The sequence below is a fragment of the Vitreimonas sp. genome, assembly GCF_036392335.1.
Taxonomy (GTDB): domain Bacteria; phylum Pseudomonadota; class Alphaproteobacteria; order Caulobacterales; family Aquidulcibacteraceae; genus Vitreimonas.
In genome coordinates this window covers 21,262-33,132 of the sequence record NZ_DASVYD010000072.1, presented here as the reverse complement: position 1 = coordinate 33,132, position 11,871 = coordinate 21,262, and the positions used below count along the sequence as shown (strand labels likewise).

13 protein-coding genes and 1 tRNA gene are annotated in these 11,871 nt (G+C 61.8%); 8 read left to right on the top strand and 6 right to left on the bottom strand.

The window, feature by feature from the left end; translation table 11 throughout:
• Positions 1-14 precede the first annotated feature (14 nt).
• The 5 genes from argC to VF769_RS17085 form a co-directional block, all read right to left on the bottom strand.
• Positions 15-956: an N-acetyl-gamma-glutamyl-phosphate reductase gene (gene argC / locus VF769_RS17105; RefSeq protein WP_331009647.1), complete on the bottom strand. Its 942-nt coding sequence runs from the start codon at positions 954-956 to the stop codon at positions 15-17.
• On the bottom strand, positions 953-1,171 hold the full coding sequence (locus VF769_RS17100; RefSeq protein WP_331009646.1) for a hypothetical protein: 219 nt from the start codon (positions 1,169-1,171) through the stop codon (positions 953-955). The genes argC and VF769_RS17100 overlap by 4 nt, the downstream gene beginning before the upstream one ends.
• 68 nt (positions 1,172-1,239) lie before the next feature.
• A complete protein-coding gene (rpsI, locus tag VF769_RS17095; protein ID WP_349258161.1) occupies positions 1,240-1,734 on the bottom strand; it encodes a 30S ribosomal protein S9 in 495 nt (164 codons plus the stop codon).
• Between the two features lie 2 nt (positions 1,735-1,736).
• Complete coding sequence (gene rplM / locus VF769_RS17090) at positions 1,737-2,213, bottom strand: 50S ribosomal protein L13 (protein WP_331009645.1); 477 nt, start codon at positions 2,211-2,213, stop codon at positions 1,737-1,739.
• 123 nt (positions 2,214-2,336) lie between these two features.
• Positions 2,337-3,362 carry a COX15/CtaA family protein gene (locus tag VF769_RS17085; RefSeq protein WP_331009644.1) on the bottom strand — a complete coding sequence of 342 codons (1,026 nt, stop codon included), beginning with the start codon at positions 3,360-3,362 and terminating at the stop codon, positions 2,337-2,339.
• An 80-nt stretch (positions 3,363-3,442) separates the two neighbouring features.
• Between VF769_RS17085 and VF769_RS17080 the strand changes: the two genes are divergently transcribed.
• The 5 genes from VF769_RS17080 (at position 3,443) to VF769_RS17060 (ending at position 7,921) form a co-directional block, all read left to right on the top strand.
• Positions 3,443-3,646 (top strand): DUF2842 domain-containing protein, encoded by a 204-nt coding sequence (locus VF769_RS17080; protein WP_331009643.1) that lies wholly within the window; start codon positions 3,443-3,445, stop codon positions 3,644-3,646.
• Positions 3,647-3,763: 117 nt separating this feature from the next.
• Complete coding sequence (gene otsB, locus VF769_RS17075; RefSeq protein WP_331009642.1) at positions 3,764-4,585, top strand: trehalose-phosphatase; 822 nt, start codon at positions 3,764-3,766, stop codon at positions 4,583-4,585.
• Complete coding sequence (locus VF769_RS17070) at positions 4,582-6,375, top strand: glycoside hydrolase family 15 protein (protein ID WP_331009641.1); 1,794 nt, start codon at positions 4,582-4,584, stop codon at positions 6,373-6,375. Before otsB ends, VF769_RS17070 begins: the two co-directional genes overlap by 4 nt.
• The gene (locus tag VF769_RS17065) at positions 6,372-7,802 is read left to right on the top strand and encodes an alpha,alpha-trehalose-phosphate synthase (UDP-forming) (protein ID WP_331009640.1); all 1,431 of its coding nucleotides are present in this window, start codon (positions 6,372-6,374) and stop codon (positions 7,800-7,802) included. The genes VF769_RS17070 and VF769_RS17065 overlap by 4 nt, the downstream gene beginning before the upstream one ends.
• 41 nt (positions 7,803-7,843) lie before the next feature.
• Positions 7,844-7,921: transfer RNA gene (locus VF769_RS17060), tRNA-Pro, on the top strand.
• A 29-nt stretch (positions 7,922-7,950) separates the two neighbouring features.
• On the opposite strand, the gene VF769_RS17055 is transcribed toward VF769_RS17060, so the two are convergent.
• Positions 7,951-8,709, bottom strand: a complete 759-nt coding sequence (locus VF769_RS17055) for a M48 family metallopeptidase (RefSeq protein WP_331009639.1) — start codon at positions 8,707-8,709, stop codon at positions 7,951-7,953.
• A gap of 131 nt (positions 8,710-8,840) precedes the next feature.
• On the opposite strand from VF769_RS17055, the gene VF769_RS17050 reads away from it, so the two are divergent.
• The 3 genes from VF769_RS17050 (at position 8,841) to VF769_RS17040 (ending at position 11,819) form a co-directional block, all read left to right on the top strand.
• Positions 8,841-9,734 (top strand): LysR substrate-binding domain-containing protein, encoded by an 894-nt coding sequence (locus tag VF769_RS17050; RefSeq protein WP_331009638.1) that lies wholly within the window; start codon positions 8,841-8,843, stop codon positions 9,732-9,734.
• Positions 9,735-9,972: 238 nt separating this feature from the next.
• Positions 9,973-10,716 carry a Bax inhibitor-1/YccA family protein gene (locus VF769_RS17045; protein WP_414731786.1) on the top strand — a complete coding sequence of 248 codons (744 nt, stop codon included), beginning with the start codon at positions 9,973-9,975 and terminating at the stop codon, positions 10,714-10,716.
• Positions 10,717-10,781: 65 nt separating this feature from the next.
• Positions 10,782-11,819, top strand: a complete 1,038-nt coding sequence (locus VF769_RS17040; RefSeq protein WP_331009636.1) for a TerC family protein — start codon at positions 10,782-10,784, stop codon at positions 11,817-11,819.
• Positions 11,820-11,871: the final 52 nt, after the last annotated feature.

The following is an 11,871-nucleotide window of genomic DNA, read 5'->3' as shown; positions in this document are numbered from 1 at the left end:
GGAAGGGGGGCGTCTTAAAGCCCAGCGCCCTCATCCAGCCCCAGTGCAATGTTCATATTCTGCACGGCGGCGCCGCTTGCGCCTTTGCCGAGATTGTCCAGCAGCGCGACCAAGCGCACTTCGTCGTCGTGGCCGAAGACGTAGAGCTTCAGATCGTTCGTGCCGTTCAGGCCTTCCGGATCGAGCGTCTTCGTTGCACTCGCTTCCTCCAGCGACGCCACTTTCACAAAACGCTCGCCCTCATACGCCACCACCAGCGCGGCGTGCACATCCGCCAATTTCGCTTTCTTCGGCAAAGCCCAGAGCGGCAAGGGCGCCTCGACGATCATACCTTTCAGATACCGCCCGACGCTCGGCGCAAAGATTGGTCCATGCGCGAGACCCGCATACTCGCGCATCTCCGGCACGTGCTTGTGCTTTTGCGCCATCGCGTAAATGCGGAACGGCACGTTCGTGAATTCCGGCGCGCCGGCATTCTCAAACTCAGCGATCATGCTCTTGCCGCCGCCCGAATAGCCGGACACGGCATTGACGCTCAGCGGCCAGTCGCGCGGCACGATCCCCGCCTCCACCAGCGGCCGCACCAGCGCGATGAAACCCGTCGGGTAGCAGCCTGGATTAGAGATGCGCTTGGAGGCGGCGATCTTGGCGCGTTGATCCTTGCTCATCTCGGCAAAGCCGTACGCCCAGTCGGGCGCCACGCGATGCGCGGTCGACGCGTCGATCACTTTTGTCTTGCTGTTCTCGATCAGCGCCACGGCTTCTTTCGCCGCATCATCCGGCAGGCACAGGATCACCGCGTCGGAGCTGTTCAGCAGCTTTTGGCGCTCATCCGCATCCTTGCGCTTGTCCGCCGCGATCGAGACGAGCTCGATGTCGCGCCGCTTCTCCAAACGCTCTCGAATTTGCAGACCCGTCGTGCCCGCTTCGCCATCGATGAAGACTTTGGGCGTCATGGAAGAAACAACTCCAAATTGGATTCGTGAATGCTCACCGCGACGCCATCCTCGTACTCGACCAGGTAGACATTGCCGGGCGGAAACTGCTCGAAATATGAACCTTGGCGAGGTTCTTCAGCGATCCCAATCACCGATGCCAGCGCGCCGGCACGAAGAGTGGCCGGCGCGCTGGCTAGCACGGCCACCGTGTCGTCATAGGTGAACTTCGCCATGCGGACCCCAAACAAAACGGGCGCTTCGTTCCCGAGGCGCCCGTCCCGAAACCAAAATCCTGAAGCGATTAGCGCTTCGAGAATTGGAAGCTTCTACGGGCCTTCTTGCGGCCGTACTTCTTACGCTCGACCACACGGCTGTCGCGAGTCATGAAGCCAGCGTGCTTCAAGGCCGGGCGCAGCGCCGGCTCGAAATCGGCAAGCGCCTTCGAAATGCCGTGACGCACCGCCCCGGCTTGGCCCGAGAGGCCGGAACCGGTGACCGTGCAGATCACGTCAAACTCGCCTTCGCGCTCGGTGACCTTGAACGGCTGGTTGATCATCATGCGCAGAACCGGGCGCGCGAAATACGCGTCGCTGGTCTTGCCGTTGATCGTGATGTTGCCCTTGCCCGGCTTCACCCAAACGCGGGCGACCGCGTTCTTGCGCTTACCGGTGGCGTAGGCGCGGCCGAACTTGTCGACCTTCTTTTCGCGCGCGATGGCGATGTGTTCAGTGCCCGAACCCTTCGGGATTCCTGCGATTTGGCCGAGAGACTCGAAGCCTTGGGTCGTGTCGGTCATAATTAGCCGATCCTCGAGTTCTTGCGGTTCTTGGACTTGTAATCGATCGTCACCGGCTTCTGGGCCGCGTGCGGATGCTCGGCGCCCGCATAGACATGCAGCTTCGAGAGCTGCTTGCGCGCCAGCGGGCTTTCCTTCGGCATCATGCGCTCGACGGCCTTTTCCAGAACGCGCTCAGGGTGCTTGCCTTCGAGCACCTTGCCCGCGACGCGCTCCTTGATGCCGCCCGGGTGGCCGGTGTGGCGATAATAAACCTTGTCGGTCAACTTCTTGCCGGTGAAGGCGACCTTCTCGGCATTGATGACGATCACGTTGTCGCCCGTATCAACGTGCGGCGTGAAATCGGCGCGATGCTTGCCACGAAGGCGCAGCGCGATGAACGAAGCGAGGCGGCCGACCACCACGCCTTCGGCATCAACAACGATCCAGCCGTTGGTGATTTCCGAGGCCTTGGCCGAGCGCGTCGAAAGAGTGCGCATTGGAATAAGTCCTGACGAAACGAAGGCGCGCGTTTATTTGAGCGCCGAATAGACGTCAAGGGGGTATGTTTTCTTGTTATAGAACAGATAGATACGTGTGTGGTACTATCGGATGCCGCCCGATTACCGCCATGCCGCCCGCGCGCAAACCAACGCCGCCGTCCACAAAATGGCAGCGCCCAGCTGGTGCAACAGGCTCGGCCAGAACGGCGACGCCATCAGGACCGTGTGAATCCCAAGCGCCACCTGCCCCAGCGCCACAAGGCCCACGGCCAAAGCGGCCCAGCGCGCCGGCCCCTGCCCGCGGATCAGACCAATCAGCGCGAGCAGCAGCGCGAAGACACCCACGACATAGCCCATGCTCCGATGCAGCAGGTGTTGGGTGGCGTGGTCCTCGGTGAAGTTATGCCAGAGCGGCTCAAGCCCGAATGCGGTCGAGGGAAACCACTCGCCGCCAATCTTTGGCCAATCCGCATAAGCCGGCCCGCCATCGGAGCCCGCCAACAGCGCGCCGAACATCAGTTGCACAAACACAAACGCCATCAGCACAAACGGCGCCCAACGCGGCATGCCGAGCTTGGAGGATTGCTTCGGCCATGCGAACGCGCCGAGCGCCACCCATAAGCCCAAAGCCAAGATCACAAAGGCCATCGCCAAATGAATGGCGAGGCGGAACGGGCTCACGTCCAAGCGATCAAACAAACCGCTCGTCACCATCCACCAACCGATCGCGCCCTGCAGTCCGCCCAATGCAAACAGCAGGATTGTCAAGCGAAAGCGGCCACGCAGGCGGCCGGTGAACAGGAAGAAGAAGAACGGCAGCGCATAAACAACGCCGATTACCTTGCCTAAGAACCGGTGGCCCCACTCCCACCAATAGATGTGCTTGAACTCGTCAAGCGTCATGCCGTTGTTCTGCGCTTGGTATTCCATCGTGCGCTGATACAGAGCGAATTCCTCCGCCCAGCGCGAGTCGCTGAGCGGCGGCGTCAACCCCTTGAACAAATCCCATTCGGTGATCGAGAGGCCGCTATCGGTCAGCCGCGTTGCCCCGCCGACGAGGATCATCGTCAGCACCAGCGCGCACACAATTAGAAGCCAGGCGCCCACCCACGGCTCGCGCGGCGGCCAAACGTCATCGTTGGACATGCTTGCGGTCCTCTCCGTCGCTCCCCATAGAACCCGGCGAGTGCGACGGAAACGCGGCGCGCCGCCGCGCAGGGGAAGCCATGAACGTACGAACACGTAAGGCCGTCGGATGCCTCGCTTTTTTGGCGTACCTCGCGATCTACGCCCTGCTCGCGGCGTCGCTGGGCGTGGCCCTTTTCCCAATCATCCCGGCCTGGGCGCAGCTCATCTATTACGCCATCGCCGGGATCATATGGATTTTCCCGCTAAAGCCCCTCTTCGGCTGGATGAACAAAACCCAATAGCAAACCACCCCGACGGCGACCTAGTAGCAGCGGCGGCGCTCCCCGCGACACGACAGTTTTTTGCGTCCCAGTGTGGAACCAATCGCCCTGTCGCGCGTTGGCGAAGCGCTGCGGGCCATGCGCGCGCGAAACTTGGACGCGATAGCGTCTGCCTCACAAAGGATCGCCATGCGCGTTCAATCGACGCCAGACTCTCAACTTGTTTCATTGCCAACGCCGCCCTCATTTGACGTGCATACGCACGCGCTCTTTTTAGATTTTGACGGCACCCTTGTGGAAATCGCCGATCGGCCACAGGCGATTGTCGTGAGCGACACCTTGCGCACGCTTCTCGCCGACGTGCAGAGCGCCGCTGCAAACGCCGTCGCGCTCATATCGGGCCGCACCATCGCCGACATGGAATCGTTCCTCGGCGATCAATTTGCGCACGTCGCTGGGGTGCACGGTCACGAGATGAAGTTCGGCGCCGAGATCCGTCGCGACGAAGATCTGCATTCGCCGATTCCGTTCGCGGCTGCCGAAATCCGTGTCCTGCAACGCAACAATCAAATGCCGGCGCTCGTCGAAGACAAAGGCGCTAGCCTTGCTCTGCACTATCGCCACACGCCGGAGGCCGAGCAACACGTTCGTCGCGTCGCGCAAGACATCGCCGCCCGGCGCGGTTTGCGCGTGCTAGAAGGCAAGATGGTGATCGAGCTCCTAGGTGGACCACACACCAAGGGGGATGCGTTGATGAATTTCATGCGCACGCCCGCCTTTTCGTCGCGCACGCCGATCATGGTTGGCGACGATGTCACCGACGAACACGGTTTTCGCGCCGCGCGCGCCGCCGGCGGCTTTGGCATTCTCGTCGGCCCTCAGCGCGCCACCGAGGCGGCTTATCGACTTGATGATCACAACGCCGTGCAAGCCTGGCTCCAGGCGGGACTCGTGCGATGAAATATGGCGATCTCGATCTCGCGCCGATCGGCAATTGCGCCGCGAGCGCGCTTATCGACAGTCGCGCCCGCTTTGTATGGGCCTGCGCGCCGCGGGTCGACGGCGATCCCATGTTCTGCGCACTGCTCTCGGGCCGCGATCCTGCCGAGGCGCAGCACGGTCTGTGGGCGATTGATTTGGTCGACGAGGTCGAGGTCTCCCAGCACTACCAACGCAACACGCCGATCCTCGCGACACGCCTTAGGGATGCGCACGGCAGCGAACTCGAGATCATCGATTTCTGCCCTCGTTATCGGCACAACAACCGCACCTACCGCCCCAACGCCTTCATCCGCATAGTGCGTCCGCTCAAGGGTGCGCCACGCATCCGCATGCGGCTTAGTCCGGCGGTCGATTGGGGAGCGCATGCGGCTGAAGCGGTCTCCGGCTCAAATCACATCCGCTTCCGCGTCCCGGGCCTCATGCGCCTCACAACCAGCGCCCCGGTTTCGCACATCCATGGCGAACGCGTCTTCCGCTTGGAGGAAGAACACGTGTTCTTCCTCGGTCCGGACGAACCCTTCGAAGGCGATCTGCGCGCGCGCGTGCGCCAGATGCATGAAAACACGGCGCTCTATTGGCGCCGCTGGGTGCGCATGCTCGCCACGCCTCTGGAATGGCAGGCCGACGTCATCCGGGCCGCCATAACGCTTAAGCTCTGCGTGCACGAGGAAACGGGCGCCATCGTGGCCGCGCTCACCACCTCGATTCCCGAAGCTCCTGATAGCGGTCGCAATTGGGATTATCGCTTCTGCTGGCTGCGCGACGCCTATTACACAGTGCAAGCGCTCAACCGCTTGGGCGCGGCCGACATCCTTGAGAACTATCTCGGCTATCTGCGCAACATTATCGACGCCACGCCCAGCGGCCGCATCCAGCCGGTCTATGGCGTGGGCTTCGAACCTATCCTGCAGGAGGCCGAAGCCGCGCAACTCGCCGGCTATCGCGGCATGGGCCCGGTGCGCGTCGGCAACCAAGCACACGAGCACCACCAGCACGACGTCTACGGCCAGATCGTGCTCTCCACCGTGCAAGCGTTCTACGACACGCGCTTGTTCCGGCCTGCGAGCATCGACGATTTTTATGCACTCGAAAGCGTCGGCGAGCGTGCGTTCGAAGTGCACGACAAGCCAGACGCGGGCCTCTGGGAGTTCCGCACCCGCGCGAGCGTACACACCTATTCCACGCTCATGTGCTGGGCCGCATGCGATCGCCTTGCCAACGCCGCGTCGCATCTCGGCCTCAACGACCGCGTCACCTACTGGCGCGCGCGCGCTGACAAAATCCGCACCGCCATCGAGGCGCGCGCCTGGAACGAAAGCTTGGGTCGCTTCGCCGCCGAACTCGACGGCAAAGGCATGGACGCCAGCCTCTTGCAAATGCTCGACACCCGCTTCCTACACCCCACGGACACGCGCTTCCTCGCCACGCTCGAAGCCCTGGAGAGAGACTTGCGTCGCGGCGACCACGTGCTGCGCTATGCTGAAGAAGACGATTTCGGCCGCCCCGAGACTGCGTTCAATTTTTGCACCTTTTGGCTTATTGAAGCGCTCTATCTTGTCGGTCGTCGCGAGGAAGCCCGCGCGCTATTTGAGCAAATGCTGGCGCGCCGCACCCGCGCCGGTTTGCTCTCGGAGGATTGCGACCTGGCGACCGGCGCGCCCTGGGGCAATTACCCGCAAACCTATTCGCTGGCCGGCCTCATCAATTGCGCCGTCCTCCTAAGCAATCCGTGGAGCACCGTCCGATGAGCCGGCTAATCGTCGTTTCCAATCGCGTCAATCCGCCCGCGCCCGAAGGCGCCTCGAGCCAGGGCGGCCTCGCCATGGCGATTTCGGCGGCGCTGCGCGAGTATTCCGGCGTGTGGTTCGGTTGGAGCGGCAATTCCACACCCACCTATACCGGCCAACTCTCAATGCAGCGGGTGAACGGCGTCACCGTCGCCACGATGGACCTCGAGGAGCAGGACATCGAGGAATACTACAATGGCTACGCCAACCGTACGCTCTGGCCGCTCTTCCATTATCGCATCGATCTCACCCAATACGAGCGCTCCTATGGCGAGGGCTACGAACGCGTGAACGCGCGTTTCGCGGATACGCTTGTACCGCTGATCGAACCCGGCGACATCGTCTGGGTCCAAGATTATCATTTGATCCCACTCGCGCGCGAATTGCGCGCCCGCGGCGTGAAGAACGCAATCGGGTTCTTTCTGCACATCCCCTGGCCCGCACGCGAACTCATTCTGACCTTGCCGCGCCACCGCCAGCTCGTGGAATCCATGTTCCACTATGACGTACTGGGCTTTCACACCGAAGAATGGAAGAACGCGTTCAACTCCTATGTCCTGCACGAAGTCGGCGGCATGCAATTGAGCGATGGGCGCGTCCGCGCCTTCGGCCGCATGGTGCGCCCACAGGCTTTCCCGATCGGCATCGATCCTGCCGCCTTTGTCAGCTTGAAGACTTCAGCTCTTGGCCAAGAGAGCTACGATCGCATGGTCGAAAGCAAAGCCGGACGCAAAATGCTGCTGGGCGTCGACCGGCTCGACTATTCGAAAGGCATCGACGAACGCTTGCTCGCCTATGATCGTTTGCTCGCTGATAACCCCGATCTGAAGCGGAAAATTTTTCTGCTGCAGATTTCGACTGCAACGCGCAGCGAAGTCGAGGCTTATCAGGATATGTTCGCCAAGCTTGATGCGCTCTCGGGCCGCATTAATGGCGCGCACGCCGAGATGGATTGGATCCCGATCCGCAATGTGCACCGCATGCATTCGCGTGAGGAACTCGCCGGTATCTATCGCGCCGCCGACGTGGCCCTGGTCACGCCCCTGCGCGACGGGATGAATCTGGTCGCCAAGGAATATGTCGCCGCCCAAGACGAAGACGATCCGGGGGTCCTCGTGCTCTCCCGCTTTGCCGGCGCCGCGGCGCAAATGAAGGACGCACTGATCGTCAATCCGTTCAGTCAGGAGGACGTCGCCGACGCGATCAAGAAGGCGCTGGCCATGCCGCTTGAGGAGCGCCGGAAGCGCTGGCGGGCGCTCATGGACGGGGTGGAAAGGGACGACATCGTGGCCTGGCGGGACAAATTCGTCGCCGCCCTGCGTGAAGCTCACAAGGCCGGCGCCGCGCGGCCGCGTCCCCGCATTGCCGCGGGCGGCGGGGAAGGCTAAGAGGGCGTCCCTCGCGGGCGGCCAGCCATCCGCGAGCAGGTCGGAGCGTGGCGCAGTCCGGTTAGCGCACTAGTCTGGGGGACTAGGGGTCGTGGGTTCGAATCCCGCCGCTCCGACCAATCACCGTTGCCGGCGACGGCGGCCGTCATCAACGCGACTGCCCAACGAGCGCTGCGAGCGCCTCCAGCCTGCGCGTGTCCGCGGGATGTGTGGACATCCATTCCAGCGCTTCGCCTCCATCGCCGGCCATACGCCGCCAGAATGAGAGCGCGCCTTCGGGATCAAAGCGCGCCGCGCGCATCAGGCCAAGACCCAGTCGGTCCGCCTCCAGCTCTTGCAGCCGCGAATAAGGCAAGATGACGCCATAGAGCACGCCCGCACCCAGCGCGCTCGCAATCGCCTCGGCGTTCTGACCATATTCCTCCGACATCGCGGCGGCCGCGAGCGAGACTCCGATCTGCAACGCCAATTGCTGACTCATGCGCTCGTTCGAATGACGCGCTTCGATATGGCCGATCTCGTGTCCCATCACGGCGGCGATCTCATCGTCGGACTGAGCGCTTTCGATCAGCCCCCGAAAGAAGCCGACTTTGCCGCCGGGCAGGACAAACGCGTTGATGTCGGCGCTGTCAAACACAGCGAACTCCCAAGCCGCTGTTTGCGCGCGCGACTGCGCCGCCACGGCTTCGCCAATGCGCTCCAAACGAGCTTGCATCGCGCGGTCGTTTACCTTGGGCATGCGCGCCAGCGCATCGGCCCAAGCTTCTTGGCCCAGAGCCGCCAAGGCCTCGTCCGACACCAGACTAAGTTGGCGGCGGCCTGTGGCGGGGTTCTCGCTGCAGGCCCCCACGACGAGACCTGCGCTCAGCGCCTTGAGCAAGTCGCGCCGCGAACGCAACTGAATCACTACGACCTCCCTACGATGTAGACCATGTGGGTTTCGCCCCCCATTCCCGCCAGGGCTGGCGTTATCGTGCTTGGCGTGCGCGCCCGATTGGGGCACCGTTCGGCGTACGCCTTCGTGCCCCTTGAGCATTCATGCCCCAGCAGAAACCTCGCCTAGTCAATCTTGATCTCGATCTCGTACGAGCCTTCGTGGCCGTAGCCGAAGCCAGCAGTTTTACGCGCGCCGGCGTTCGTTTGGGTCGCACCCAATCAACGATATCATTGCAGATTAAGCGCCTTGAAGAACAGCTCGATGCGGAATTGTTCAGCCGCGACCCGCGCAAAGTGGTGTTGACCGGACAAGGCGAGGCGTTGCTCGCCCAGGCGCGGCGGCTATTGCGGCTCAACGACGAGATCGTCGGCGAAATGTTCGAACATTCGCTAGAAGGCGAGGTTCGATTTGGGGCCCCCGAAGATTTCGCCACGACCCATCTGCCTGGAATTCTGGGCGACTACGCGCGCGCTTATCCCCACGTGAGCTTGTCGGTAACCTGCGATCTGACGCTCAATCTGATGGAAAAGATGTCGCAAGGCGAACTTGATCTCGCGCTCATCAAGCGTGAGCCGATCGGCGCCAATGTGGGTCAACCGGTCTGGCGCGAACACTTGGTGTGGGTGGGCGCAGGAGATGACGTTCTGCCTCGGGACGCCGCCGTCCCCCTCGTTGTGGCGCCAGCGCCTTGCGTTTACCGCAAACGCGCGATGGCCGCGCTCGATCAAGCTGGCCGCCCCTGGCGCGTCGCCTACACGAGCCCCTCTCTTGCAGGTCAGCACGCCGCCCTTCGCGCAGGGTTGGGCGTCACAGTGCTCCCCAGCGAGATGGCTCCGGACGATCTGTTCATCTTTGGCGCCGATCACGGATTTCCCCCGCTGGCCGATGCCGAGATCGCGCTGGTTCGGGCAAGCAGATCCTTGCCTGTCCCGGCCGACCGGCTTGCGAATTTCATTCTGGGATCCCTCGACAGCCGGCGCAGCCGCCATGATTGAGAAATACCATCTCTGGCATTTCCCTTTTTAATGACGCGATCCCTTTTCCTTCTGAAGCTGCGCCCTACCTACATGCCTGCCAGGCCGGGCCCCTCTGGCGGCGCATAGCGCCGCGATGTCGGACTGGAGGATTGCGGCGGAGAGCGCATCGATCTCGCGTTCCCTCGCCCCCCAAGCCCGTGAGCGGGATTGGCCCTCCGTCCGCGATCCAACCTTGAACGCTACAAGGACGGAAGAGATGGCCTTTAACGACGACTTTCAAAGATCGCCCAGAGCAACCGTACAGACTATCCCAGCAGATGCTCTGTATGACGCCGGGCTGCGTCAACACATGCTCGGCATCTACAATTACATGTTTGCTGGTTTGGCGCTGAGCGGCGCAACAGCTTTCCTGCTGATGCAATCGGGCGCGAGCGCGCTCTTCTATTCAAGCGATGGGCAATTCACTTTGCTCGGCTGGGCGGCCATGCTTGCGCCGCTCGGCCTGTTGCTCATCGCCTCCTTCATGGCGAACCGCCTCTCCACGGCCGCCACGCATGGCCTCTATTGGGGCTTGGCGGCGCTGCAGGGCGTGGGCTTGAGCATCCTGCTTCAGGCCTATACCGGCGCCTCCATCGCGCAAGTCTTCTTCGTGACTGCCGCCGCGTTCGGCGCGTTGAGCCTTTTCGGCTACACCACACAACGCTCACTCTCAGGCATGGGCACGTTCTTGATGATCGGCCTGGTGGGGGTCGTCATCGCCTTTCTGGTCAACATCTTCCTTCAGTCCAGCATGTTGCAGTTCGTCGCCTCGGTGATCGGCGTCATCGTCTTCGCCGGTCTCACCGCGTTCGACACGCAACGCCTCAAACTGGAATATCTGGACGGCATGGCTGGCGACGTGGCCAGCAAGGCGCAAGTCTGGGGCGCGCTCAGCCTCTACTTGAATTTCATCAACCTCTTCCAGCTTCTGCTGTCTCTGTTCGGGCAGCGCGAAGAGTAATTTCCCCACCCTCGCGCGCCCGTGCATCTTCGGATCGCGGGCGCGCATTTTTTTGAGACGCGCACATGGATGTCCTCACTGCGAGCTATGCTGGCCAGCCGATATGGCTCTGGCTCGCCTTTCTGTCCTTCATCGGCTTTCTGCTGTGGGTGGACCTTGGTCTTCTCAACCGCAAAGACAGCATCATTTCGCCAGCCAAAAGCGCGCTCATGTGGGCCAGCTTTGCCGCCCTTGCGGTGACCTTCGGCCTGTATGTCGGCTTCGTCTATGAACCGGATCCGCAATATTACACATCGCCCGACAATCTGAACCAGCAAGCAGTTGTTCAATACTTCACCGGCTATCTGCTGGAGACCGCGCTGGCATTTGACAACATCTTCGTCATCTCGCTGATTTTCACCTATTTCGCGGTCCCGCGTGAGTATCAGCACCGCGTGCTGTTCTGGGGCATCCTGGGCGCCATCTTCTTCCGCGCCATCTTCATTTCGCTCGGCGCGACCGTCGTCAATTCGTGGACTTGGGTGCTCTATGTCTTCGCCGCCTTCCTGATCTGGACCGGCTGGAAAATGGTGAGCGGTCATGGTCAGGAGATGCGGCTTGAGGACAACAGACTCCTTGCGTTCGTTCGCTCACGCATGCGCGTCACCGATCGCATAGAAAACCACAACTTCTTCGTCAGAAAACCAGACCCTCTGACCGGCAAAACCGTCCTCTACGCGACGCCGCTCTTCCTCGCCCTCATCATGGTGGAAACCGCAGATATCATCTTCGCGGTAGATTCCGTGCCTGCGATCTTTGCGGTCACCCGAGACCCCTTTATCGTCTACACTTCCAACATCTTCGCGATCCTTGGTCTGCGGTCGATGTATTTCATGCTGGCGGCGGCGGTCGAGCGCTTCAAGTATCTCAAGTACGGCCTCTCTTTGGTGCTCGTATTGATCGGCGCAAAGATCATCTGGAATTTTGGGCTCTCCAAGGAGCTCGGCTGGGTGCCTTATCTTGAGCCGCACTGGGCATTGCTCATGACGATCGCATTGATCGGCGGCGCCATGATCTACTCGCTCCATCGAACACGGACCGAGGAGATCCGACCCGGCTCCTGATTGGCGACCGTCACTTACGTCTGCAAAGCCGCGGCGTCCCTTCCAAACGCCG